Origin of the sequence: Paenibacillus nitricinens, assembly GCF_052056485.1 — a bacterium.
GTDB classification, from domain to species: domain Bacteria; phylum Bacillota; class Bacilli; order Paenibacillales; family Paenibacillaceae; genus Paenibacillus_AQ; species Paenibacillus_AQ nitricinens.
Genome location: NZ_CP183948.1, coordinates 6,308,161 through 6,333,994 on the forward strand (window position 1 = coordinate 6,308,161; position 25,834 = coordinate 6,333,994).

The window sequence follows — 25,834 nt, forward strand, 5'->3', positions numbered from 1 at the left end:
CCTTTAGTTACACCTTCATTATACCAAATTGTTAAGGCTAAGTAAAAAGTAATTCCTTACAGCCCTTACAATTAGATAACAAATATTGTCGTAGTGTTCACAAATAAAACAAGTCCGGTAAGAGCAACTATTCGCCTCACCGGACCAATTGTAAACCTGTCGTTATTATAGTACGAATTCCATTCTTATATTCCCAAACTGAGACAGTATAAGATTAAGTTACTTGGTATGAATTTGAATGATTTCGACAGGTGACAATTCTGTACCCGATCCTGTAATAACGTATACCTTATAGGCAGTATTGGCTGTCAATCCAGTCAAAGTATGCGTATGTTTTACACCAGGAGCGAACGTAAGCGTGTCCGTCCATGGAGCAGTCAACGCTGTACCAGTACTATTCTGTCCTAAAGAAATTTGTGCTGCGCTAGGTGCTTTTTCATTAGCTGGTAATACTACATATCTTACTGGGGTTGGAGCGTAACCTGTCACACCATATTTAACATATACATCGGCTGTAACAGTACCTGCTTGTCCTGGTTCAAAAAGTGTAATCGACTTTTCAGTTGCCTGAGCAGTAGTTAATCGAACTGTTGTCACAGTAGACAGATTACCAGATGCATCCGCTGCTACGATATATGTTGCGTATTCTGTCCCAGGATTCAATCCGTAAACCGAGAATGTAACCGTTGTGTTCGGTACAGTTGCAACACTACCATGAATTTCGCTTGCAGTTCCATTGCTGATCTGTCCTTTTTCCACCTGCAATGCACTCGGTGCACTTATGTTAGCAGTATAAGGAGCTACAACATAGTACACTGAGCCTGTTACGGAAGATGTCAGGTATACATCGGCTGTTACCGAACCAACGTTACCATAGGTTGCCCCACTTACGGTTGGTGTAGTGACAGTTCCGCCATCACCGTTACCTCCACCAGATCCACCACCACTTCCTCCACCCGTACTACCACCTGGAGTAGCTGTTGGCGTTGGGGTAGCTGTTGGTGTCGGAGTTGGCGTTGGGGTAGGAATTACTCCACCACCTGTGCCGCTACCTGGGTAATAGATGACCGAGGTATTGATGATACCTACAGCCTCTGCACGTGTTAACGATCTCTTAGGACCGAAGGTTCCGTCCGGATAACCGTTAATAATCTTCTTATCTGCTGCAGCGGCTACTGCACCTTTTGCCCATGCTGCGATTTGTGCATTGTCTTTAAATTTGCTAGTAGTGGTATTAGTGCTCAATTTAAGTAATTTCGCAGCCATTACAGCTGCCTCTTGTCTTGTGAGCGGAGTATTTGGACGGAACGTATTGTCCTCGTATCCCCCGATATAACCAGCTTCCACGGCTTTAGCCACTTCACTGTAGTTCCAGTTTGTGCTTTTCATATCTTTAAAGCTTACAGTTGCTTTTGCTGTAAAACCAAACAGGCGATTTACCATAGTCACATACTCACCGCGCGTAATGGCCTTGTTTGGTTTAACTGTACCGTCTGGGTATCCTCCAAGGTATCCTCTATCTAGCCATTCCTGTAGTTGAGCTTGAGCCCAGTGACCTTGAATATCCTTAGGTACGGAGGCGGCAGATACACTGCCAAGAGATCCTAATAACATACTAACTCCTAAAACTCCGGTCATAAGACCGCGCAACTTCTTTTTCATCCTGCTAATCATCCTCCTAAAAGTTTTGATAGCTTAGGCTATTTGAATCTCTCATGGAAGTGTTGGCCTAGGCTAACATAGTGTGCGTCGAGGTAAGATAAACAGCTCAACGTACAACTATTACCCACATTTCGGAGAGTTCTAACATTTTCCATATTATAAATTTACAAAGTACGCTATTTTCTTTCTATTAACTGCATTGAGAGAAGCTTATGAGCACACAAAATCTCCCCACAAAGTGGAGCCTAAATCGATGCATACTCAGGTACTTTGCGGGGGTCCCAACACACAAAAAAAGGACCTCGGGAGAATTCCCAAGATCCTTGCTAGCGCTGTCTAAATTGCTAACCATCTACTTATATGTAGGTCGGCTGAGCCGTATGATTATAATTTGATTACGTTAGCTGCTTGTGGTCCACGTGCGCCTTCAACGATATCGAACTCTACGGATTGGCCTTCATCCAAAGTCTTGAAACCATCAGTTTGAATCGCGGAAAAGTGTACGAATACGTCGCCACCGTCTGCAGTCTCGATAAAACCATAACCTTTTTCTGCGTTAAACCATTTTACTTTACCTTCCATTGATTAAACATTCCCTTCGTCATCAGATGAACGTGAGTCTTGCTCACAAATCGACTATACCACCGTAACTTCTTCATTGTCAATTGGAAAAGTAAATGTTTACATGCAATAATTTACCACGTAAAATAGGACGTTTAATTTACCATAATCAAGAAATAGCTGCGGCGTAAGGATCAAAAAAAGAGCAGACGGAAATTAATACCCGTCTACTCCTATAGTGAAACACCGAAATAAATTATTTTCTGCGATCCATTAGAAAACTATCTGGGGTGTAAGCGGCCTCGTAGGCGCTGCGCTGTACCTTGGCCTGATTGCGCTTCTGCAACCAGTCTTGCGCTTCCAAACGAAGAGCGTTCATTCTGTCTAGGATCACATTGTCATACTCCAAAATTCGATTAATTTCTTGTTTTTGTGCGGTCGTTGACTTACAAATTTCGGCTTGTTCTGCAATAGAGTCGACAAGCTCCTGACGATCCTCGACAAAAAGCTCCAACACCTCATAGGTAGTCTCATCGAGTCTGTCCGTGATACCTAAGGTTAGTTCCTTCAGGCTCTGAATTAACTCATCCATGAGCACTTTCAGCCTGTCCCTGGCCTGCAGCGATTTTGGATGCCTGTAGCCAAGTTTCACGAAGGTCTGTAAGATAGCCGATGGCCTCTTCCGCTTTTTCCGGGCTTTTGCGGATATTAGCTTCCACTAACAAGAAATTCGTATATTCATAAAGTGAATAAAGATTATTAGATACCTCATAGGAGTAGTCCAATGTACTCATTAATTCACTTATAATCGTTTGAGCTTTGCCAAAATTAAGACTGGTCTTCTCATAGTCTTGTTTGCTAAGACCATCCATCGCTGTTCTAACGAAACGAATGGCTCCATCGTAAAGCATGACTACCAACTGTGCAGGCGTTGAGGTTTTGACAGAAGATTGGCGATACTTGTCATAAGGAGATGTTATCAATAATGTCACCCTCTATTTTATAATTATCTTAGCTGGATGTGGAGAAAAGACTGTTAGACTGTGACTGCAACTTGTTCATTGCCGTTTCCATGGCTGAGAACTGCTTGTAGTAGCGTGTTTCGGCATTATTTAACATAGTCAACATTGAAGTTATACGAGTGTTGTAGAGCTTCATCTTCTTACCCATTACACTTTCTTCTTTGAAGGTGCTGGTAAGGTCCATAGAGAATCTATTTGTACCAGCTCGCTCAGAAATCTTATCAATGGCAGCCGATACTTTATCAGCCATTTTATCCAATATTCCTTCTTTAGGGGCACTGGCTGGCCCTTGCAATAAATCCATGGCTAGCTGCGGATTAGCAGTGATTGCGCTCTTCAGCTTAGCCTCATCTTTTATTATAAGCTTACCGTTCTCCATATAATTTCCGGTTGTAATTCCTAGTGCACTGAGTGGTCCCAGCTTCTCAGTGATAATAGCGCGCATTTCGGACAATACAGATTTAATAATATCATCATTCTTAAGCAGACCGCTCTTAGCCTTTTCTGTCCAAGTCTTAATATCATCATCTTTCAATGCAGACTTTTGTTCATCTGTCAAAGGTCTAAAATCACGATATTTAGCCTCATCGATTTTCGCATTCAAAGATACGACCAAGCTGTTGTAATCCTCAATAAACCCTTTGATGGTCTCCACAGCTTTATCGGGATCTGTCTGCGTCTTGATAATAACCGGAATATCAGCAGAAGCTGCATCTTTTTTTGTCAACTCTTGCAACGTCAGCTGAACACCATTAATAGTAAACGTATTACTGTTAACATTATCAATTTCTACATCGTTGATAGATACTTTAGCATTTACCCCATCTATGGTCTTTTTAATGGAATTATCATCTGCAGGAGTTGACTGCCTCCCATTAAAGAGCTTCATAAATCCATAAGAATCTCCACCGAGATTAACGTCGCCCCCAGAATCGCCAACAAGCTTCAAGGTTCCATCTGTAGTAAAGCTTGCGTTTACTTTGGCACCCGCACCATTAATTGTACTCATAATGGTAGCAATAGAATCTGAACCTTTAACTACTAACTCCTTGCCATTGATAGTAAACTTGATGTCTTTCACATCAGCATCAACTAGGGAGGTACCGTCTCTTTTATTTATTAACTCAGTTACTGTAGTTGCAGTAGTAACGCCCGTAAGTTTATTAGATTCCACCACATTAAGATTACTCTTCGAGAACAGACCCAGCAATGTATTACTGCTTGCAGGCGTCCCCATTGTTACAATACCATCTTTACCGCTGGTCTTGGAGGCAATTGTTAGCTTGCCCGTAATTTCATCATAGCTCGCAATAGCATTTGCTTTGGAGGAAGAGTTAATCGTTGCCACTAATGTTGAAATTGAAGTCAGACCGTTAAAGATGGACTTTCCATCTTTATCTTTGAACGTTTCACCGTTAATGCTGATATCAAAGCCCTTTTTCAAATATTCAGTTCTATCAGTTTCAGACATATTGGAGAGATCAACACCATCTAGTGCAGCTAGAGACATTGTAGCGGGTTTCCCCTGTCCCAAGCCAGGAGTTTCGTACGTCGTTCTTGTTGCCAGTTGGGTAACACTGACCTTCATATCCACTCCATTTGCTGTTGCTAAAGCTTCAGCTTTAACAGCTGTTGTATTTCCGGTAACCACAGCTTTCTGAGCGTTGAGCGCAGCATTCCCTCCGTACTTGGTGATTAATTTATTTGTCCGGAAATCGTACAGCTTGCTGTTCAATTCCCGGTATCCTTCCCTTTGCCATTGCAGGAGCTGCTTGTCTTGATTAAGTTTGTCCAGCGGCACCCTCTTGGCGGCCATCATGCTCTTAACCATACTATCGATATCCATCCCTGAAAATCCATTTACACGTGTAACCAAAACAACACCCCCCTATACTAAATTTTCTCGTCTACAAGTATTCCGGCAATTTCCATCATACTAGCTACGAGATCCAGAGTCTTCTCTGGAGGGACTTCGCGAATGAGCTCACCGGTATCCTTATTAAGCACTTTGACCATAATATCATGCGTCTTCTCGTGGATGCTGATCTCCAGCGTAGTCTGGGGCCCCTGTAAAGATTTCACTGCCCGTTCAATGGTACGAATGAGCTGTCCCTCCGCAACGGATACATTTACACCTTGTTTCTCTCTCAAACTCATATCCTTAGCATTCCGGATAGGAGTTTCTTGAATCGTGGATGTCACCGACGTAGAACTGGACGTTCCTTCAGGTACACCCTGTGAACTTGTTACGGAACTAACTGAACTAGCAGAAAGAGAAAACTGTACATTCATAAACCCCGACCTCCACCAACGCTCATTTTATACTCTTTATATCGGTTGAATTCAGGGATAATTTAGGACTTAAGAAAGATAAACCGGAAAAATCCCGGAAGTCTGAAGTTTTTTTAACAATCACAAATATCCATAAAAAAAGGACCTTGGAAAAATTCCAAGGTCCTTTTTTTATGAAACTATAGAGGTTGGCTTTAAAATTAACGAAGCAATTGAAGAACGCCTTGTGGTTGTTGGTTAGCTTGAGCCAACATAGCTTGTGCAGCTTGTGCAAGGATGTTGTTCTTAGTTTGTTGCATCATTTCTTTAGCCATGTCAACGTCACGGATACGGGATTCAGCAGCAGTCAAGTTCTCAGAAGCTGTTCCCAAGTTGTTGATTGTGTGCTCCAAACGGTTTTGAACAGCACCAAGTTTAGAACGGGAGCTGGATACAGTTGCAGTAGCTTTATCCAGAATTGCAATAGCAGCAGAAGCATCTTCTTTAGTGGAGATGTTCAGAGCTGCTTCAGCGCTCACATCGTTAGTTCCGTCAGTTACAGTGTTAGTCTTAGTGAAACCAGCATCGCCAGCCTTACCAGTGATACCTAGTGCAGAAGAGCGCATGTCACCAATGGACAAGCTCATGGATTGACCAGTGTTAGCACCGATTTGGAAAGAAGTTTCGAAAGATTTTTGAACTCCACCATCCTTAACTTCAATCTTATTTCCATCAAGTCCACCTTCAGTAGCGGTAATTGTAAGTACGCCAGCAGCAGATGTGAATTTCACACCCTCAATTTTGGAACCTACAGTATCGGCAATTGCTTTGGCAATTGCATCGTCTTTATTACCAGCAGTGGCTGCAAGTGCTGTGTCAATAGCCACACCAATGCCCTTGCCTTTATAAGCCCCTTCGCTAGCGTTGTAGAACTCGATTTGTTTATCTCCTACAGAGAATCCTTTACCAACAAGGTTCTTCAGAGCAGCATCATCAGTACCAGCTGCGAATGTAATAGTGCTAGAAGCAGGTACTGCTGCTGTTGATGTGCCCGCATTTGTACTACCTGCAATGTTAGCAACGACACCTGCGCCTGTTGCGGTTGCAGCGGAAACGTTACCAGCTGCCCCTTCAAATTTCCCACCTTTTACTGCCTCAATAACAATGTTGCCACCAGATACTTTGGCAGTGTACTGGCCTTTTAAGGTATCATTTTTGTCGATCATTGCTTGCAATGCACTTGCAATTGCTGTTTCTTGTGTAGGAAGATCCAAAGCACCCGTTCCAACTCCGATAGTTGCAGCATTACCAGTTACAGTTGTATCCTGCAATTTACTTTCAGTTACAGCTGCTGTTGCATCTGTAGCAAAAGTAGCAGTTAAAGTCTGACCATTAATAGTGTAAGAAAGTGTATTACTGTTTGCAAAAGCGGTCGTAACATTATCCGATCTCTTGACTTCTGTTGTAAAAGCTGCCGTTCCACCTGCAAGTTTGGCATCTGCTACTATAGTTGTTCCAGCCAAATTAGCTTTTCCATCACCTTGCAACAATTTCTGAGTATTAAACTCAGTAGTGTTACCGATACGGTTAATTTCGGAAGTCAATTGGTTCATTTCGTCTTGCAGTGCTTGACGGTCAGAATCAGTGTTTGTTCCGTTTGCGGATTGGTTAGCGATTTCGCGTTGACGTTGAAGAATGCTGTGGGTTTCGTTCAATGCACCTTCAGCTGTTTGAATCAAAGAGATACCGTCTTGAGCGTTACGGGAAGCTTGATCCAAACCGCGGATTTGACCGCGCATTTTTTCGGAGATTGCCAGACCAGCTGCGTCATCACCTGCACGGTTGATACGAAGACCGGAAGACAATTTCTCAATATTTTTGTTAGTGTTGGCAGTGTTGATGGACAATTGGCGGTGAGTATTCAACGCCGGTACGTTATGGTTAATAATCATTTGATATTTCCTCCCTGAAATTAAGTTAGTTCCACATCCATGTGGTAAACGCCGATCCATTAAGGTCGGCCGCCCTGCCGGGTCAGCGTCTAATACATATATCGACGGCATGCCCCCAACTGTTTAGAGTATTTCGAATTTTTTTTGAAATTTCTTGGAGAATTTCTCCAAAACACAAATAAAAACCCGAGTCCGCGGTTAAGCAGTCCCAGGTTTTGGATTCTGTGTATACGATATGTCAATTAATCATGCTTATTTACACCACGAAGACGATGGATCAGTGCATTCAGATCAGTCTGCTGTGGAGCAACGGACTCACGGTTCGCCTCTTGAATCGATAGATAAACCTCTTTCCGGAAAATATCAACATGCTTCGGTGCAGAAATGCCAACTTTTACCGTATCACCATCCACACTTAAGATCGTCAGCTCTATCTGATCTTGGATGACGATGGATTCCCCTTTTTTGCGGGAAAGTACGAGCATATCATCCACCATCCTTTCCATCGATAACCGACTGCTCTTGCAGTAGGCTATGTTTCGTATGATAAGGCGCTTTATGCAGCACGATTTGTTTACCAAAGTTCCCTACCGGATTCAATACAATAGGAGCAAGGAGATTAATCGTAGACTGCTCAACATTTTCTTTCAAAGTAATAATACAACGAACGACTACATCCGATTTAATCTCTAACTCTTCAGCCTCATCGTCCGGCAGTTCAAATTCATAAGTTGGATAAAAAGTAAACGGATCACCCAAAAGAAAGGATAGTCCCTTACTTTTTACTGACTGTAAATACCAAAAAGGTGTCTCCGCCATCATGATCAAAGCAAAATCAGTTTCTTCATCAAAGCCAGGGATTCCCTTAGGAAAATGATATAACTGTTCCTTATCTACTTCCAGTTTTCCCCAAGATAGTGTTTCTATAATCAAGTTGTTCACTCCTCAAAAGTTTTGCTATGCAAAACTAGCTTCTTACGAAATTCTACTACATTATATATAGCACAAAAGCTATAGAGGCGCTTTCCGGCACATCTATAGCTTATGAAGCTACAATTGAACATTCAATTCTGGTGGAATAAACTGAATCGAAGCGTATTGCTGCATATATATGTTTAACTTTCCACGGGTATATTCAATTTCCGGATTACGTCTCTCCACCTGAATATCCACCTTCGCGGCTCGAAATTCGATTTGCGGGGCTCTCGTTTCGATATGAATATCTACATTGTCATATGATGCTGGACCGCGAATCTCTGGAAATGAATTTGGCTGGGTATCCGTGCCGTAAACTTCTGCAATTGTGTTACCAGGTCTGAAAAACTGAGCCATACGATTCCCTTGCTCGACCTTTCTAGCAATGCCCTGAAGATACAACTGCTGAATTCCAGAATAAATTCGTCTATTCATATCGAGCATCTTCCCGCCATTATAGGCTTCCCATGCTCGAGATTGATCTACAGTAAGCTCTGGCCGAGTAGATTGAACCGTTAATTGCCCCGGAGTGGTTGTAACATTGACCTCAGCCTTTGGCTGGGTTATCGAGTATGTGCCCGGATCAGCATCAATTCCAATTACAGCAGGTATCTGACGGATTTGCAATATCGGCTGAAGCAACGAGAACCACCTCCGTTATCTTATAAAGTCCACAAGAGATGTTGAAATAATCTTCGCACCTACAGATAAGGAGGCATTATAGATATTCTCTTGAATCTTAGAGTTCATAATCAAACCTTCGTAGTCTGCATCTTCTGTCTTCGCTTGGAGATCGGTTAAGTTTACATTTAAATCACTAAGCCGATCCTGCATCAATTCAACACGGTTAGTCTTTGCCCCTATCTCGGAACGTGCAGACAAAATCGTCTCCATACGCGTATCGAGTACATCCAATTGACCCGATACAACCTTCAGGTCACCAGCCTTTAACCCAGCTGAAAGATTATTAATAATTGCAAACAGATTGTCAGTATCACCCGTATTACCGAATATCTCATTACCAGTCGTACTGATAGGCATACGCACGTCTTCACCTACGATAAACTGAATCTGCCCAGTATCCGTAGTAATCGGCTTAGATACATCGTATGTACCATCTGCACCTTTAACGAAATCATAAGGTTTCGTGTTGTATTGCTCACCATTAAAAATATATTTACCGTTCAGCGTACTGTTAGCAATATCCACAAGCTGTTCCTTCAGCTGCATAACCTCTGAATTGATACTATCGAGTGCGGATTGTGGATTACTTCCAGTTGAAGCCTGAACAGTTAACTCACGAATTTTCTGTACAACATCCCCAGCTTGTCCTAGAACAGTATCATTATAATCCAGCCATGAAAGTGCGCTATCTACATTCTTAGTATATTGTTCATTAGAGGAAAGCTCCGCACGGTAGCGCAGGGAATACGTGATCCCTACCGGATCATCGGAAGGTTTGTTGATCTTGCGGCCGCTAGAAAGCTGTAATTGTGTATCGTTCATTGTACGCGCGTTACGGTTTAGGTTAAGCAGAAGCTGTGAATTCATCATGTTAGAGGTTACTCTCAACATACGCTATATCTCCTTTTATCTGCCGACTGTGCCGGTGGAATTAATCAATTTGTCGAGCAGTTCATCAAAAGTAGTCATAAAACGCGCAGCGGCACTATAAGCATGCTGGAACACGAGCATATTCGACATTTCTTCATCTAGCGATACCCCGCTGACAGATTGGCGACGGGAGTTTACCTGCTCTACCAGATAATCTGAGTTATCGGTCTGACGAGCAGCCTCCTGTGATTGAATACCAAGTTGGCCAACCATAGAGCCTAGAAGCCCACCCACAGTATTGCTAATTTTGCCGTCCGGCGTAGTGAATTTACTATCCTTCAGATTCGTAAGCAAGAGAGCCAAAGTGTTATTCCCTTTAACGACCTGTGTGTTGCCAGCTGCATCTACAGTAGTACGCAGTGAGGTTGCGAATAAACTAACATCCGCAGCAATTTTCGGATTCAACTTGATCGTTCCAGCGTCACCAGAGGTTACAAAGAAGTCACGACCGGAGCTTCCATCCATCGCATAACCTAACTTGTGAAGTCCGTTCAAACCTTTGACAATGGTTTTAGCGTCCTCATACATTGTTGCTCCCTTAGGGATTGCTTGACCAGCGGCCAGAGTAACTACAGTGCCATCTGCTTGCTTAATCTTGGCATCATTTGTCAATATGGTACCCTCAGGAAGATTGGAACCTGCCGGTATTGTAATTTCAACGTCACCCGTAGCAATCGTACTAGCCATATCGTTGAGTTGTTTCTTGTAGTCGGTAACATAAGTATTTTTGGAGAAAATCATTCCGTAAGCCTCGCCGCCCTTCAACGTTCCAGCGGCATAAGCATTATTAAGAAATGCACTATCTACGGTTGCAGTAACTTCTCCACCCTCTACCAATGGCTGTCCACCCAGAGAAACGTTATAACCAGCTTCCGTTTCCACAACGGTAATATTAGCAATCTTGGATAGCTTGTCTGCCATTAGATCGCGTTGATCGCGTAAATCATTTGCCTGATCACCCATACCCTCAATCTTATAGATCGATTTATTCAGATCTGCGATAGCGGTCAGGTAGCCCTGAGCCTCTTTTGCTTTAACGTCAATATTGGTAGCTAGATCCCGATCGAGATTATCTAACTGCGTGCTCATATAATTCATAGCATCGGTCAGAGATTGTGCAGTTTGCACTACAATCTTACGAGCAGTAGGATCTTCAGGGTTCTTACTAAGGTCGGACCATGATTTCCAGAAGTTATCTAGAACTGTACGAATACCTGTATCCGATGGTTCGTTAACAATCGCTTCTAGTTTAGAGAGGGTATCTGCTTGAAGTTTCCAGTTTCCAAATGCAGAATTCTCACCACGGTACTGATCATCCAGAAACATTTCCCGAATCCGATCGATAGATGAGAATTCCACCCCTGTACCCATTTGACCAGGAACGGTAGATTTATTAAATCCATACGCTTCAATAGGCAAAGCAGCCTTCATATTTACACGTTGACGAGTATAACCCTCGGTATTCGCATTTGCGATGTTGTGTCCAGTCGTATTAAGAGCTGCGGTCTGAGTAAAAAGGCTGCGTCTCGCCGTCTCTATTGAATGAAATGTGGATGTCATGCTGCTTACTCCTCCTTATGTTCTGCTCTGACAGAACACTTCATCAGTACAATTCTAGCCTCGTGCATCAAATATCCCCGACCGATTTACGCCATTGCCTTTGTCAGACGGACGATGATACGTGATATCCTGATTCGGTCTTCCGACCAGCAGATCCAAAGAATAATCTATAAAAGTAAGCGACTGCTCTATCAGCTTCTGATTAAGCTCATTTGCTTCTTTCAAGCGGTGCAAAGTGCCAGAAAGCTTCTGCTGAATATGCAGCAGTCGTGCCTTATCTTCAGGGTCAAATATAAGTCTGGACAGCTCAGTTAGGTTCAGGTTCAGGTTGGAACGAATACCTACGCCTTGCAGAACGGTATATGCTGCCGCGATTCGCTGTTCCTCGAGCTGTCCAATCAGCTTCATTAGCTTGGACTCACGGTTCAGGATGTCGATTAAGGCATCCACCTTGTTGTCCATAATCGTCTGTTTTTTCTCAGCGGCCAGCTCCAGCATTTGGTTATGCACTTCGTCCAGCCGCTCCAATAGTTCTATTAATGTCGTCAATGCCATGGATGGTTTCACCTAATTCTCGGAGGATTGCTTAAAGTAAGGGGCGAGTTTCTCTGCTAGCTTAGCTGCATCTACTTGATAGGTACCTGCGGAGACCTGTTGCTTCAAACTGTCGATCTTAAGTGCACGTTCAGCATCATTACCAGAATTCTGTGCTTGCAAGAGCTGAATTGCTTCATCAGAAATCGAAACCTCATCCTTGCGTGAACTTTTCTTCATTTGTTCCTGCCTTTGCGCATCCGCGCTGCGTTGATACGGATTCATCGCGTTAATTCGTCCGGTCTCGTTAATTTTCATAACTTCACCTTCCTCCTAATATAAAAAAGCCGATAATCTTTACTAAGTTTATCGGCGTAGACTGAAACATACTTTATAGCTGCAAACGTTTTTTTGCAGATTTTATAGGTCACGCAACTTGTCTATGGCACGATATGCGCCGTCTGTTGTCTTTTTGGTAGTATCCTCAGCAGCATTTTCCTTGGCGGCATTGGTGAGATCCTTTCTAAGCCGAGTACGGCAGCTATCACACATATGCCCATCGCGAATCAGTGTTCCACACACCTCGCAGGGATACATCATATTAGGAGCATTTGCTATAGATATCCGGCCCTCTCGAATAAAGCGAGTGATCTCCTTAATCGAAATCCCCGTAGCATCGGACAGCTCTTGAATGTTGGTTCCTTTGTTCTCCCGCAAATAATCGACGCAGATCTCATATTCATGCTCCAGCTCTTTGATGCAGGGCTGGCACAACCCCATAAGATTCTTAACAAACAACCGGCCGCACCTTGGACAATTGTCTAGATTCATAACAAGCAGCCGCTCCTCTCCGTACATTCTGTACAATGCATAATATCCTTATGCTCCTAGATTACATGATTGCAAAGAATTCGTCTATGGGACGGAAGAAACGCTATTACGGGCATGGATCTCTTCAAAAAGTGAATGGGCTGTTCACAATCATGCATTTCGCTCTCCTCAGGAACGTGCCCAAGTTAGGCTATATACCTCTATCGTATAACCATAATCTGAACCTATTTGTTGAATGATCTCAGCGCATGCACGAATGGTACTGCCCGTTGTATAAATATCATCAACAATAATAATCCGAACAGGACGATTTAGAGGTACCTCCCGTTTCATCAAATCCGCAAACTGTGTTGTTACTGCCGGATTCTCCGCAAAAGCGTGCTTCATATCCGCTAGTCGTTCCGCCCGGCTCTTAAAGCTTTGCTTTCCCGTATGATGTGTACGGATTAGCAGTGGAAGCTGTTGAACCTTTCTACGTCTAGACAGCACATCCGCCAATCTTTCTGCTTGATTAAACCCCCGCTCCATAAGCCGGGAATCACTGACAGGCACTGGCACTAACAAATCAGCAGACCAAGAGCGATGGATGATGGATGGTTCACGGGATAAAAGAGTGCTCTGCTTCTCTTTTTTTAGGGCTAGATAGGCTCTATCCAGCATAAGGCCAAGTAAAAGGGCATATCGTTCATTTCCGCGATATTTATACTGACCTAGCCATTCTCGCATAACACTATTGTAAGCAACTGCACTCCTGTTACAAATAATCGGTGATGGTTCGGTGCTGCGGGTACAGTCAGGACAGCCCACATGCCGACCACATTTCAAGCAACGCGGGGAACGTATCCATGGAATAGATTCTGCGCAAATCCTGCAAACTCCAGGAAATGATGAGGATCCAGAGATGCGCTTGCCGCAGGTTAAACATGGAGATGCCGAGGGGGAGAAGAGTGACTGAGCTTTGGTTAACCATGAGAACATAGCACTCATGTCGGCGTCTCCTTACTAATAAATCCTTTGCTACGAGCGATTTTGTTCATAGTACGGATCTGAGAGATCGCTCCGCGCTGAGATCGGGTCCACTGTGGAGAGGCGAATACAACACGCCCAGCAGGATCATCTTTAGATCGCCCGGCACGTCCCGCCATCTGAACCAATGAGGCTTCGTCAAAAAGATCACTGTCTGCATCCAAAATAAATACATCGCTGCGTGGTACTGTAACTCCACGTTCCAGGATAGTAGTCGTTACTAACAAGGAAACAGCGCGGTTACGAAAAGCAATTACTTTTTCTGCCCGGGATGGATCTTTGGAGGAAGTCCCCTCGATAACTACGCCGGGAAAGCTCCGGCGAAGCAGAGCCAGCAACCCGTCAATATGAGCGATACGAGAAACAAAACAAAAGATTTGCGCCTTGCGCTCGAGCGACTTACGAAGCGTATGTACGAGAGATCTAGGTAAATTTCCACGCTTTAGGCATGTATGAACGGATGTCATGGTCAAATGCTGCGGTACAGGCAAGGGATGACCATGGAAGCGAACAGGTACTCTGGCATGTGGAAGTCTGCCTGAGCGTACCAACCGCTGCATTTCTTGTGGTGGTGTGGCTGATAAGTAGATAAAAGAGCCATCTACCTTACAGGCTTCTTCAGCGGCATAAGCCAGCATAGGATCATTGTGATAAGGAAATGCGTCCAGCTCGTCTATGATAACGAGATCAAAGGCTCGATGGAAGCGCAGCAGCTGATGGGTGGTCGCGAGCGTCAAGCGACCACACACCCAGCGTTCTGTGCTGCCGCCGTAAAGCACGGCGATAGTCTCCACCCGGAAAGCTTTGGCGAGCCGCGGAGCGAGCTCAAGTACGACGTCGCGTCGCGGCGTCGCTACGAGCGCCCGCCCACCGGCGGCGAGCACGGCCTCTAGGAGCGGGAAGATCATCTCCGTCTTCCCGGCTCCCGTCACCGCCCAGAGCAGGAACCGCTCTGGGCACGAATTGGCGGAGCGCTCACGCCGCTCCGCCAGAAAACCCAGCGCAGCGCCAGCGGCTCCCGCCTGCGCTGGGCTAAGCCCCCACCGGCCTGCGGCCGCGGTGGGGGCAAGGGCGGCCGTGCACCGCACGGCCGGAAGCGCTGCGCTGCGCAGTAGCAGCGCACAAGCCCGGCTGCGCCCAAGTGCGAGGCAGGCCTCGCAATAGGCGCAGCCCATAAGGCCGCACGCGGCGCATGCCGTGCGGCCGGTGGGGGCGCTGCCGCAGCGCAGGCAGCGCGAAACGGCGCGGCGGGCGACAGCGCCGCGCCACCACACGTGCGGCAGGCTAGCCGCCGCACGCGCCAGAGCGCCAGCACCCGCAGGGAGCTGGCGGGCCCACGCCCCAAGCGTAGCCGGGGCGTGACTACCAACGGCGGCGGCAAACGTAAGCCGCCCCTGCAAATGCGCCAGTTGTGCCGCCTGGCGCCAACGACCTGTCAGCTCTGGCAATCCTTCTGCCAGCAGCGCTTCTATTTCCGGCTGCAGTAAAGAGCGGCCGGCCACCGCCCACGATAGTTGTTCTGCTTCCGATTCAAGTAAAGCATAATCGAGATCATTTCCTCCGCAATAATTTCCTCCTTCATTGTTCTTCTTATCCTGTTCAATAAAAATCTTTCTTAGTTCAGAAACCCGCCATAGCGATACCCCATCATTAGGCCACTCTTCCTTTCCCATTCCTCCCGCTTCCCTTTCCTCCCTCAACTCCGGCTCAAGAACAGTGCTTACGTATTGACCCCATTCCTTAGCCCCCCAGTTCCTCATTCCATCTCTTGGTTTAAAATAATCGCGCAGCTTCACCGCCCATCCCAGTGGCAGCGCAGGAGATAATAAAACCAGCTTGTCCTCCGTTATTAAGCCCCTACCTTGACTCTCTGATCCAGCCCCAGACCACCACCATACATCTACTGTAAGATCTAAAGAAATCCAAACACTCCAGATCCCTCTACATTCCAAGACATACACACCCACTCGCATAAAAACCGCCTCCTTAACTCTTAACTCTCACCATTAGTCGCTTTTGCCCACTCCACTTTCCCTGCCTCAAACGCAAAAAGCACACTCCCCCATTTCTTGGAGAGTGTGCTTCACCCGTTACTCACATATTCACTTAAAATCTGTCGCGCTTTGATTCGCATCCCCTACTTCCTGCCATCCCCATAAAGGGCAACGAAACAGATTGCCCTGACAACCGCAAGTCTACCACAATCCCTTGTTGCTGAAGCTCTTCTTCACTCATCTGAAAAGTGTACGTAGATGTTGCAAGATCGATAGAGCAGCCACTATCAGCCAGCCTGGAAACAATTCCAAGGGTTCCATCGCTCGAGCCATCATCCATGAACGTTACTCGAAATCGTTTTCCGGTTAAAAATGCTTGAAATGTCAGCGCCCGAATGTACCATTCCACAACAGATGCATGATTGCGAGTAATCAAAATATAATGAATCCATTTCACGGACTGCGGTGTCTGCCGCACCTTCTGCCGATTATGCAGCATATGAATAATCACTGCAGCGGATACATAAACAGCCGCAATCCATATCAACTGGGCTACCATGGAGATGCACCTCCTCTGTATACCAACACTATATGCCGGCTTTAAAAGGTCGGTGACTGCCCAGCGTTCCTATCAAGCATATACGCCTTCGGCGTCCTTGGAAGGACGGTAAGCGTTTAAGCGAGAAATATAAGACATAAAGTATGGTGTGAAACTTATACTTTCTTATATTTCAGAGGAACAAGCTGTGCTCTCCTTGATTTCATTCCTATATGTACCGTAAATCTGTAAATTTTTTTATAAAGTTACCCAACCATACTTGATCGAGTTGATTACTGCTTGGGTACGATCATCCACTTCCATTTTTTGCAAAATACTGCTAACATGGTTTTTGACCGTTTTTTCACTAATAAACAAATACTCACCGATCATTTTGTTACTCTTACCTTCCGCCATCAACCGCAGTACTTCTGCTTCACGACGTGTTAGAGGATTGTTGTCACCGGCCACAAACTTAACACCGGCTTCCTTCACTACCGTATCTGCAGCTACGCCAGTCTCATTAAGGTAAGTCATGCGCCGCAATTGATTGATTAGCTTTCCGGTAACCTTTGGATGAATAAAAGCGTGACCCTCACAGACCGAACGGATCGCATTAATAAGGGACTCGGCCTCCATATCCTTCAATAAGTAACCATTAGCGCCCTTACGAAGGGTTTCAAACACATAACTCTCATCATCATGAATCGATAAAATAATTACCTTAACCTCCGGGAACATTTCCCGCAGTTTTTGAGTGGCCTCCACGCCATTCTCAATAGGCATATTAATATCCATTAGTACGATGTCTGGTTTAGTTCCGTTACAGAACTCTAATACCTGGATACCGTCACCACATTCACCGATGACTTCGATATCCTCCTCCATGTTCAAAATACGTTTCAGCCCTTCACGAAAAAGCTGATGATCATCCGCCAAAAGAACTTTAATGGGCGTTTTAGTAGAGTTTAAGTTCTCCATCACATTACTCCTTCCCTTTCTCCACGTTCGTCGGAATGTGGATCACGATTGTTGTCCCCTGATTCTCGGCTGATATGATTTCCATTCTGCCTTCAAGCAGCTCTACACGTTCCCGCATACCTACTAGCCCGAAGCTTTCACGATTGCCCTGCGGATTTTTTAATTTCTGCACATTAAAACCTAATCCATTATCCTTAATCACAATCTTAATTAACTGCGCTTGGTAAGTAATCTCTACCAATACGAAACTCGGGTAGGCATGTTTAGCTGCATTAGACAAAGCTTCCTGGACCAATCGGTATACCGCTGCCTCCATGGCTGAAGATAGTCGATGTTCCTGACCTCTGGTTTCCAAGGTCGTCCTCAGCTTCGTCTTCTCCTCAAAATCATGCACATATTTCCGCAAAGTCGGAATTAATCCCAAATCATCGAGAGCCATCGGTCGTAAATTAAAGATGACCTTACGCATTTCTTCCAGGCTGTATCGAACCTGTCCTTTCAAATCTATTACTTCGTCCTGCACTAACCCAAATTCCTGCTTTACCAGCATTCTTTCTACAATTTCCGTCCTAAGGACTAGATTCGCCAGCATTTGAGCAGGACCATCATGAATTTCCCGGGCAATTCTCTTCCGTTCTTCCTCTTGAGCCAGGATTATCTTGAGTCCTATCATCTGTCTGTTCTTGGCAGATTCGACAATTCTCGTCACCTGACCTAGTTCTCCCGACAAATATTCGAGCACTACGCTCATTTGCGAACCAATTGACTCTGCACGTTCTACAGAATTTTCGACACTGCGCACTCGCATTTGTAATTCATCACGTCTTGATCGAAGATAAACCTCTCGCTCACGCGTCATCATGAGTTCGAGCTGTAGCTCCGTAGCCTTCTCATAGGCAATACGGATATCCTTCTCGGAGTAGCGGACAAAGTCCCGGCTGACCTCTGTCAGCCGGATTCTGGAGCGATGATACTGCAGCTCCAGCTTGTCTACTTTTTTCAATGTCTCATCCGTTTCGTCCATGACCCGCTGCAGTTCTTTGTTGAGTGCAGCAAGTTCATCACGCGCAACCTGCAATATTTCAAAAATCTGATACTTGCTGCTCTCCATCACGTCGATGGTATTTTTAATGACGCGATCAATCGCATCGGTTTGAAATTCCACGGATGCTTGCCCCTTTTCTATCGAATCGTTTTAAAGGTTTTCCTTTATATTAACATATCACGATTCGATAGTTACGGTCTTCGTTTTCTGTTCCCATTTTACAGTTAATCCTAGCTGTTCAGAAACTAGTCTTAACGGTACTAAAGTCCTACCTTGTAAAATGATTGGTGCTACTTCAGCACTCTGACGTTTACCGTTCAGCAGATATTCCTTTTTATTTACGGTAAGATCCAGTGCCTTGGCTCCGCGTAATACCATGATCTTCTTATTCACCTGATCCCAAGTAGCGCTGCCTCCGAAAGCATCAAGGACATACCGAATTGGCACATAAGTACTGCCGTCTTTAACAATTGGGGCTACATCAATAGCTTTCTTTGTTCCGTTTACGGTCATTGCTTTCGAGCCAATGCTCATGGAAGCCGTACCTTTCGGTAAGCCTGCATCACTAGAAAGCGATGGCATTGTAAACTTAATATTATCAACGGCAACTGTACCCGTCTTCGCCCGTTCATCTTGGCCTTCCTCTACGTTGACTACATAGAGTCTCTTCAGCGTTGCTGGGAATTTAATGCCTGAGCCTGACAAGTCAATGTTAATGTTCTTCCAACCATTCCAATCGATGATCTTTGCAAGATCCACATAAGCTGTAGCTCCACTGTTGTCTACAAATTCAGCACGCAGCCAATTCAAGCTCATATCGCCCATCACATCAACCGACATCGAAGTTGCAAGCGCTGGAACTGTTTTTCCGCTTGTACCATTAAGCTGAGCATAAGCATACATTTTGCCGCTGCCAGCCGTCATATCATAACTGAGTGACAGCACCTTGGATCCTACTCTTTCAGCCGTTCCATCCACTATTGTTGCAGTACCCTGTACCGCTGGAACATTGGTAGTAAAGTCGATTGGATAGCTTACCTTCTCGAAATCTTCCCATGTTGTAGCTGCTGCTGTTGATAATACAACCACTGCACTAAATCCATCATAACGGGCAATAGCATAACCTGTAGTAACCCCTGCATCCACAGCGTTTACAGTAAGCTTGCCATCTTTCACGGCTCCCTTAAAGCCTACAAACTCCCACTTCAGTGCTGAATCCGGAACATTGATAGTTGTTCCACTCTTCGTTGCCGCTGTAACAGGGACAGACACAGTATTACCGGCTGTCAGTGGCGCTGTAGCTGTTCCTACACTCATACTGGATAGATCATTACCACCTAGAACTGTAACAGTTGTAGAGGCGCTTGCGGCACCGCTTTTAGCCGTTAAGGTAACGGTACCTGGCTTCACTGCCGTTACTTCACCTGCACTTACAGTCGCGCTTCCGCCGCTTGATACCCAAGTAGGATTACCTGCTGCTACATCAATAGGGTTGTAGTAAGTGTCATAACCTTTTAAAGAATACGTTGCCTTTTGTCCAACCAGCAGTGCGGAACTTCCGCTAATTTTGATTCCTTTCACTTCACCTTGCGGTGCGTTAGTGTAGACACCAAGCCCGTTAACGATGCTACGCTGCTCTGTGCCATACTCTGTATTAAAAGTGAGTGTAGTAGAGGTTTCACCGAGGGGCCGGTCTACCATCGTTGTAGAGCCGCCTCCATCGAGATTAAGACCTTTCCAGACTCCGATATTGGTCATAAATGATTGCAATTCGGTTAAAGACATCCCTGAACTATTACCATTTTTCTCAGCAGCTATGATATATACATAACGTCCGTCTTGAGAATATCCTAAAGCTGTGCGTGCACGATAGCCTCCAATACTGCTAGTAGAACGAGAGAACGTTGCTGCCTTTCCGTTATTTACTAGAATCGTATGTCCGCCGATCATGGTTTGCAGATTCGCAGGGTCTAGCGATTGCTGTGTAGTCTTAGATTTCAGGGAATACACACTTGTTACAGGTTGTCCTACCGTCAAATGGGCAGTAACATATCGTGCGGCTAAGCCATGTGCCCGCAAAATATAAGCTCCCTTTGGAACCGCCGTAGGGAGTGCAGCATTTTCTGAAATTTGAGTAACTACACCATTCTCAACAAGTACCTCTGTTGGAGTGGTAGAGCTATTTTTAGGGCGGTCGAGTGCAGTCCATACATCTGTGTAGATATACATAGCATTAGCATGACTATAAGTCGAGCTTCCGCCTTCAGGGCTATAAGCACCTTTATTGATACCGGAGATCTCAAACTGTGCGCCATCTGGCGCGGTTACCATCCCCTCAAAACTGTACTCGTCAATAATAGGTTTGCGGTCTTTTGTCACTGCAAAGGCATACATTCCATCCAATTGTGAAGGGGTAGACACCAGTACTCCACCTGATACTTGTCCACCAATAGGAGCACCCTCTCCACCGGTATTAAAATAATCGCCATTTACTGCCGCCACGGCTCCAGTTTCCTTGGCCATTCCGCCTGTACTTTGCCGAGTAGTCAGGTTTCCACCTTTTCCAGTCATCACATCTAAAGAAACGTATGGATTGTTAAGATCTATACGAATGACATCCGCAAGCCCAGAAGCACTCGCCCCAGAACGTGTAGTAGTATATTTATATTTCATCATAATGGCGCCCGAAGTAATCACTTCTTCTCCCAGCTTACTTACTTTAAAAGGAGCTGTGGCTGCAGCTGCAATTGGTGCAGACCCCTGACCAAACAGCATCATACCTTCACTGCCGATTACCGGCATAATCCATAACACACCAGCCAATGAAGCAGCAATCCACTTTTTAGTGGAAGATAATCTTATTCCCCGTGCAACCTCGCTACTCTTCTTCTCCAAAACTTCATTCATTTCAACGTAACTCTCCCATCTCTTTTGTACTCTATCAGTCCGTATCAGTGTCTGGAAACTGGTTCCTATTTTTCTAGTACTCTTTTAATAGACTGAAAATAAGCCAAAAAGTTGCGAAGTTGAGAGATTTCAAGCTTTATAGAGTCAAAAATGTCATTATTAAACGACAAAAAAAGCCCGGTATATTTACCGGACTTTACCAATTGTTTCGTTGTTTATGAGAGTTGCTTACAAGTAATCTGCCTGTTTCAACATCCGCTGCAGCATCACAGCAGCTTGAGCACGTGTGGCATTTCCTTGGGGCTGGAATTCACTTGTTGTCATGCCCAGAATAATGCCAGATTGCACTGCCTTTGCGACGAACTCAGCGCTTTGATTCTGAATCTTCGACTTATCCTTGAATTTTGCAAGTGTTGAGGCAGAAGTGCCGCTTAGCGTAATCGGATGATTGGTATATTCCATCGCACGAATCATCATAATCGCCATCTGTTCACGTGTTATATTATCATTCGGACGGAAGGTCCCATCCGTATTCCCAGTAATAATACCGGCTTTAGCCGCTGCGCCAATATAGTCTCCAGTTTGTGTGGAAGGCTGCACATCCCGGAAGCGTTGCGCGGTCTCACGATCTCCTAGCAGACCAAGACCACGACTAAGCATTATAGCAAACTCAGCTCGGGTGATTTTTTTCTCCGGATTAAACGTACTACCGTAGCTGCTATCAATAATATTCTTAGCGCTAAGTTCAGCAACAATTGCATTACTCCAATGCTTACCCATATCCGTGAAGGCTCTGGTGGATAAGAAAGTCCCTAATATCTGATTACCAGCGGTACGAGCACGAATAACCGTATAATTACCAACCGTACTGACTTTTGTAGGCAGATAAGCCGCATCGTAATAGGAAAGGTCTAACCTGGCCGCAGATGTCTGCGCACTATTTAATGAAGAAGTAGTACGTACGGTATATTCTCCTGGTACTGTCAGTGCCTTGGCATTCGCATAATTATCACTAATTATCGCAGTCACCCGGACATCCATAAGACTAGTAATGGTTCGCATCCCCATCGTTTGTAGCTTTTGCTCAAAAGGTGTAAATGTGCCTGCTGGAACTTTATCCAAGCGGAACACGAGCGAAATATTTTTACTGTCCGAGATCAAGCTACTCGCAAGTCCGTTCATATCAATATCATTGAGTCCCACACTAAATAGGTTATCTCCATGTCGAATCATAAACTTTGTATTTTTATTACGGTTCACCGCGTCGAGCAATGGTTTTAGCGGAACCGTCACAAAAGCTGCTTGTTCCGTGGAAGGAACCTCAAAAGCTAATACATCATTATTCATCTTATACAGATATTCATAACTGGCAGCTATTCGCTCTGCGTTTAAAGTATATCTTTTTACCGATTGATTATATACAGAACGATCATCCACAATTTGTGAGGAATCGCTCTTTAATAGTGCATACTCTTTTCCAAATTCACTCGTTACAAGTGTTCCTAGATAGGATGGACGATTTCCAGATCCAGTGGTCACTCCGGTTAGATTCTGAACAGATAATGCTGAGAATGAGGATAGTGTATTCCCACTCAAATCCTTAATCGTACCGGTACCAGACATATAGGACAGGTCCACTGTTTGACCGGTCTTTACAACCGAGGATAACGTTATTTTTAGAATATTGCCTGAGATATAGTAGGATTGCACTCCCAAGCTGCTGCCATCTGCTCTAACTCCAAACTGATTCGCGTAAAGGGAACCGGATGCCTGCATATTCTTTGCAAAAGTAACGGTTAACTCGTCACCTGAAACGGTCGCTGAATTAATCTCCGGTATAGTAGTGCCGCTGTTTTCTGAGATGGATACAGGCTGCAGGTTAATATACGCCGCTCGGTTTCCATTCAAATCGCTCACCCCTGCAGAGCCCGGCACATAAGATATAGTCACATTCTGATTCACCGTCAGCGCTGTCTGAAGTGTCAAAGTAACCTGAGTGCCGCTGACCGATACATTAGTTACATAATTAGGCGTGCTGCCCACTAAAACAGAGAATTGGCTATTCAGTGGGAGATTGGTTGTAGACAAGCCTTCATTATAATTCAAAATGATTTTAGTCCCGCCTCCGGTAGCACTTTGAAACACTGGCGCAATCGTATCATTACTGTTACGGATATTGAAATCAGTAAAGTCCGCAATATTTTGTCCATAAGAATTTAGCAAAGGATACGAACCTGCATAGTAGGACACCCGAACGTTCTGTCCATTCGATGCTTCACTGCCCAATGTTAAATATACTGTATTGCCACTGGAACTGATCGAGTTGACCCCAAGTGAGCTTCCATCTGCTGTCACTAGGAACTGGTTATGAGCGTAATAAGAAACCGGCTTTAGTGTGTCATTAAAATTTAATACTACAGATCTCCCCGTGATTCGCCCGTCTTTAGGTGTCGGCATGGAGGACTCAATGGAGTTCGTGATCTGTTTAGAGCTAAAAGTGCTCGCTGCATTTCCGCTTGGATCCTGAATCGTCCGCAGTCCGCCAGTATAGCTGACCTTTACAATCTGCCCAACAGCTACACCTGTACTCAGCACCAGATAAGCGCTGTCTCCCTGAATATAAACACTTTCAATCGCTCGATTCTCGTCGTTCACCGTAACTCCAAAGCTTGAGGTTAACAGCGCTATGGATGAATTGAGAGACTCATTATATTTCAGACGAATGGTTCGGTTGTTCTCAAGCTGTGCAGATGTGAGCTGTGGAGCAGTTTTGTCCAGAGACAAGGTCTTGAAGCTCCATGAATTTTTACCACTTAATCCGTCATATAGAACGTTAGCATCACTTGCGTCTACAAAAGCCCCTTTAGCGATATCAATGTAATAAGTTGAATCACTATCTAACGCTACAGAAGGTGTGATTATAAATTCTTTAGCTGTAGTGGTACTCCGAGTAATGTTAACCGGCACCTGAGATCCTCCGCTTTTATATAGAGCCACACCATTGGCCACTGCACTGTTGTAATTCACATCCCGATTAAACGCAATCGAAAAGGATCTGTTGTTAGCAATAGATTCACTTCGATCAGATGGATTCAAAGCACTTAGACCAAGTCCAGTCAAAGATACCGTTGTGAAGGTCCAAGTGTACGGGCCCGAGGCAGGAAATACATTTCCATCTTGATCATAAAAAGCACCTTGGGGGATGGTAACTGTATATTGCGTGCCGTTTAGCAGAGGTGAGGCTGATGACGCTGGATTCAATGTTATGGTTCTGCTGCTTCCTCCTGTAACGGCTGGGGAGTTCACATCGAGCCATCTTGTTCTAGCATCGTTAGCTGCCCCTGGGGACACCGTAATTACACCCGATGCAGGCATCATAGGACGGTCAAAAGTGAGCTGTAGCGCTCCTGTGGTAGATATACCGCCTGCACCGTTAGCTGGTGATGGAGTCATTGGAATTTCAGCTACACCTTTCGTAGAGAAACTCCATACATTCCCGCTAGAAATCCCAGCAAACGTTCGATTATCAACATCCTTAAAAGCATAGGCATCAATAAGAACATAGTAATTTCCTCCGGCTGCCAATGCTTTCTCCAACGTTAATTTAACTGTAGTAGAGTTAGCATCAGTCAGAACGTTAACTCTAGTGTTATCATCCTTTATTCTGAACTCTTGCACGGTTGTATTATCTGCTGAGGACAGGATTCGGATAGAGCCCCCACCTTTTAACAGCTGCTTATTTAGTGTCAGACTAAGCTCCTTTAAACTCCCGGCATCTACTCTTGCATTACTAGCCGGTGAAAAGTTGCCTGCCGTGATCGCCGTATTACTCTCAGGAGCGGTGGTAAATGCCCATGAAGTAAGTCCTGATTCATTACCCTCGTTATCTTTGAACAATCCTTTGGGAATTGTGACCGTGTATGCCTTATTCGGAGTGAATTGTTGGTTTGGCCCTAGCTTAAGCTCGTAATCTTTTGAACTACCAATTAAACCATAGCTACCAATAGGAATCGTCACAAAAGGTGTACTATCACCCTGACCCGTGATGGTAATTTCTCCAGCCTGTGGGTTTACTTGACGATCAAAGCTTAATTTAAGAGATGATCCGATATTTACATAGGTTGCTCCAGGTGCTGGTGACACACTAATGCCAAATTCCGCTGCAGCATGTACTGCCGATATTCCAATTCCGATAGAAGGATACCCTGCTCCAAGTACCAGTTCTCCTGCTAGAAAAATTGCCGTCCATATTGAAATTTTTCTTTTCATGCCGTGATAGACTCCTCTCAAACCATACTAACGTCTTTATGTATATTCTTATATTTCGGTTAAAGGGCTTACAAAGTTTAGTAGTCTACTTC

The 25,834-nt window shown here is 44.8% G+C and carries 22 protein-coding genes; all 22 read right to left on the minus strand.

The window, feature by feature from the left end:
• Positions 1-219: 219 nt before the first annotated feature.
• The 22 genes from ACN6KS_RS28155 to ACN6KS_RS28260 all read right to left on the minus strand — a co-directional run bounded on the left by ACN6KS_RS28155 (position 220) and on the right by ACN6KS_RS28260 (position 25,742).
• Positions 220-1,662 carry an S-layer homology domain-containing protein gene (locus ACN6KS_RS28155; protein ID WP_440960936.1) on the minus strand — a complete coding sequence of 481 codons (1,443 nt, stop codon included), beginning with the start codon at positions 1,660-1,662 and terminating at the stop codon, positions 220-222.
• Between the two features lie 384 nt (positions 1,663-2,046).
• Complete coding sequence (locus tag ACN6KS_RS28160; protein WP_019915069.1) at positions 2,047-2,244, minus strand: cold shock domain-containing protein; 198 nt, start codon at positions 2,242-2,244, stop codon at positions 2,047-2,049.
• A 235-nt stretch (positions 2,245-2,479) separates the two neighbouring features.
• Entirely contained in the window at positions 2,480-2,815 is a 336-nt protein-coding gene (locus ACN6KS_RS28165; RefSeq protein WP_440960937.1) for a hypothetical protein, read from the minus strand.
• Positions 2,808-3,206, minus strand: a complete 399-nt coding sequence (fliS, locus tag ACN6KS_RS28170; protein WP_440960938.1) for a flagellar export chaperone FliS — start codon at positions 3,204-3,206, stop codon at positions 2,808-2,810. The genes ACN6KS_RS28165 and fliS overlap by 8 nt, the downstream gene beginning before the upstream one ends.
• Positions 3,207-3,234: 28 nt before the next feature.
• Complete coding sequence (fliD, locus tag ACN6KS_RS28175) at positions 3,235-5,121, minus strand: flagellar filament capping protein FliD (protein WP_440960939.1); 1,887 nt, start codon at positions 5,119-5,121, stop codon at positions 3,235-3,237.
• A 17-nt stretch (positions 5,122-5,138) separates the two neighbouring features.
• Positions 5,139-5,537: a flagellar protein FlaG gene (locus ACN6KS_RS28180; RefSeq protein ID WP_440960940.1), complete on the minus strand. Its 399-nt coding sequence runs from the start codon at positions 5,535-5,537 to the stop codon at positions 5,139-5,141.
• A gap of 200 nt (positions 5,538-5,737) precedes the next feature.
• Complete coding sequence (locus ACN6KS_RS28185) at positions 5,738-7,468, minus strand: flagellin N-terminal helical domain-containing protein (RefSeq protein WP_440960941.1); 1,731 nt, start codon at positions 7,466-7,468, stop codon at positions 5,738-5,740.
• Between the two features lie 242 nt (positions 7,469-7,710).
• A complete protein-coding gene (gene csrA, locus ACN6KS_RS28190; RefSeq protein ID WP_440962456.1) occupies positions 7,711-7,953 on the minus strand; it encodes a carbon storage regulator CsrA in 243 nt (80 codons plus the stop codon).
• 1 nt (position 7,954) lies between these two features.
• A complete protein-coding gene (locus ACN6KS_RS28195) occupies positions 7,955-8,401 on the minus strand; it encodes a flagellar assembly protein FliW (RefSeq protein WP_440960942.1) in 447 nt (148 codons plus the stop codon).
• Positions 8,402-8,518: 117 nt separating this feature from the next.
• On the minus strand, positions 8,519-9,085 hold the full coding sequence (locus ACN6KS_RS28200; protein WP_440960943.1) for a DUF6470 family protein: 567 nt from the start codon (positions 9,083-9,085) through the stop codon (positions 8,519-8,521).
• 15 nt (positions 9,086-9,100) lie between these two features.
• A complete protein-coding gene (gene flgL / locus ACN6KS_RS28205) occupies positions 9,101-10,018 on the minus strand; it encodes a flagellar hook-associated protein FlgL (protein ID WP_440960944.1) in 918 nt (305 codons plus the stop codon).
• 15 nt (positions 10,019-10,033) lie between these two features.
• The gene (gene flgK / locus ACN6KS_RS28210) at positions 10,034-11,617 is read right to left on the minus strand and encodes a flagellar hook-associated protein FlgK (protein ID WP_440960945.1); all 1,584 of its coding nucleotides are present in this window, start codon (positions 11,615-11,617) and stop codon (positions 10,034-10,036) included.
• A 54-nt stretch (positions 11,618-11,671) separates the two neighbouring features.
• The gene (locus ACN6KS_RS28215) at positions 11,672-12,172 is read right to left on the minus strand and encodes a flagellar protein FlgN (RefSeq protein WP_042192416.1); all 501 of its coding nucleotides are present in this window, start codon (positions 12,170-12,172) and stop codon (positions 11,672-11,674) included.
• Between the two features lie 12 nt (positions 12,173-12,184).
• Positions 12,185-12,469, minus strand: coding sequence for a flagellar biosynthesis anti-sigma factor FlgM (flgM, locus tag ACN6KS_RS28220; RefSeq protein WP_042192418.1), 285 nt, complete (start codon positions 12,467-12,469; stop codon positions 12,185-12,187).
• A gap of 102 nt (positions 12,470-12,571) precedes the next feature.
• Complete coding sequence (locus ACN6KS_RS28225) at positions 12,572-12,982, minus strand: TIGR03826 family flagellar region protein (protein ID WP_094871892.1); 411 nt, start codon at positions 12,980-12,982, stop codon at positions 12,572-12,574.
• Positions 12,983-13,150: 168 nt separating this feature from the next.
• On the minus strand, positions 13,151-13,969 hold the full coding sequence (locus tag ACN6KS_RS28230; protein ID WP_440960946.1) for a ComF family protein: 819 nt from the start codon (positions 13,967-13,969) through the stop codon (positions 13,151-13,153).
• Entirely contained in the window at positions 13,966-15,981 is a 2,016-nt protein-coding gene (locus tag ACN6KS_RS28235; protein WP_440960947.1) for a DEAD/DEAH box helicase, read from the minus strand. Before ACN6KS_RS28235 ends, ACN6KS_RS28230 begins: the two co-directional genes overlap by 4 nt.
• A gap of 133 nt (positions 15,982-16,114) precedes the next feature.
• Positions 16,115-16,561 carry a glycosyltransferase family A protein gene (locus ACN6KS_RS28240; RefSeq protein ID WP_094877530.1) on the minus strand — a complete coding sequence of 149 codons (447 nt, stop codon included), beginning with the start codon at positions 16,559-16,561 and terminating at the stop codon, positions 16,115-16,117.
• 237 nt (positions 16,562-16,798) lie between these two features.
• Complete coding sequence (locus tag ACN6KS_RS28245) at positions 16,799-17,521, minus strand: response regulator (RefSeq protein ID WP_042131342.1); 723 nt, start codon at positions 17,519-17,521, stop codon at positions 16,799-16,801.
• A gap of 4 nt (positions 17,522-17,525) precedes the next feature.
• Positions 17,526-18,686 (minus strand): sensor histidine kinase, encoded by a 1,161-nt coding sequence (locus ACN6KS_RS28250; protein WP_042192427.1) that lies wholly within the window; start codon positions 18,684-18,686, stop codon positions 17,526-17,528.
• Positions 18,687-18,743: 57 nt separating this feature from the next.
• Positions 18,744-21,473, minus strand: coding sequence for a stalk domain-containing protein (locus tag ACN6KS_RS28255; protein WP_094878371.1), 2,730 nt, complete (start codon positions 21,471-21,473; stop codon positions 18,744-18,746).
• A 228-nt stretch (positions 21,474-21,701) separates the two neighbouring features.
• A complete protein-coding gene (locus ACN6KS_RS28260) occupies positions 21,702-25,742 on the minus strand; it encodes an Ig-like domain-containing protein (protein WP_440960948.1) in 4,041 nt (1,346 codons plus the stop codon).
• Between the last annotated feature and the right edge of the window lie 92 nt (positions 25,743-25,834).

Coding starts and splice junctions, on each gene's coding strand:
- flgK (WP_440960945.1), bottom strand. CDS start 11,617: ATGACATCCACATTTCATTCAATAGAGACGGCGAGACGCAGCCTTTTT.
- csrA (WP_440962456.1), bottom strand. CDS start 7,953: ATGCTCGTACTTTCCCGCAAAAAAGGGGAATCCATCGTCATCCAAGAT.
- flgM (WP_042192418.1), bottom strand. CDS start 12,469: ATGAAAATTAACGAGACCGGACGAATTAACGCGATGAATCCGTATCAA.
- ACN6KS_RS28260 (WP_440960948.1), bottom strand. CDS start 25,742: ATGAAAAGAAAAATTTCAATATGGACGGCAATTTTTCTAGCAGGAGAA.
- ACN6KS_RS28165 (WP_440960937.1), bottom strand. CDS start 2,815: ATGGATGAGTTAATTCAGAGCCTGAAGGAACTAACCTTAGGTATCACG.
- ACN6KS_RS28245 (WP_042131342.1), bottom strand. CDS start 17,521: ATGGAGAACTTAAACTCTACTAAAACGCCCATTAAAGTTCTTTTGGCG.
- ACN6KS_RS28215 (WP_042192416.1), bottom strand. CDS start 12,172: ATGGCATTGACGACATTAATAGAACTATTGGAGCGGCTGGACGAAGTG.
- flgL (WP_440960944.1), bottom strand. CDS start 10,018: ATGTTGAGAGTAACCTCTAACATGATGAATTCACAGCTTCTGCTTAAC.
- ACN6KS_RS28160 (WP_019915069.1), bottom strand. CDS start 2,244: ATGGAAGGTAAAGTAAAATGGTTTAACGCAGAAAAAGGTTATGGTTTT.
- ACN6KS_RS28225 (WP_094871892.1), bottom strand. CDS start 12,982: ATGAATCTAGACAATTGTCCAAGGTGCGGCCGGTTGTTTGTTAAGAAT.
- ACN6KS_RS28230 (WP_440960946.1), bottom strand. CDS start 13,969: ATGAGTGCTATGTTCTCATGGTTAACCAAAGCTCAGTCACTCTTCTCC.
- ACN6KS_RS28185 (WP_440960941.1), bottom strand. CDS start 7,468: ATGATTATTAACCATAACGTACCGGCGTTGAATACTCACCGCCAATTG.
- ACN6KS_RS28155 (WP_440960936.1), bottom strand. CDS start 1,662: ATGAAAAAGAAGTTGCGCGGTCTTATGACCGGAGTTTTAGGAGTTAGT.
- ACN6KS_RS28235 (WP_440960947.1), bottom strand. CDS start 15,981: ATGCGAGTGGGTGTGTATGTCTTGGAATGTAGAGGGATCTGGAGTGTT.
- ACN6KS_RS28180 (WP_440960940.1), bottom strand. CDS start 5,537: ATGAATGTACAGTTTTCTCTTTCTGCTAGTTCAGTTAGTTCCGTAACA.
- ACN6KS_RS28240 (WP_094877530.1), bottom strand. CDS start 16,561: ATGGTAGCCCAGTTGATATGGATTGCGGCTGTTTATGTATCCGCTGCA.
- ACN6KS_RS28255 (WP_094878371.1), bottom strand. CDS start 21,473: ATGAATGAAGTTTTGGAGAAGAAGAGTAGCGAGGTTGCACGGGGAATA.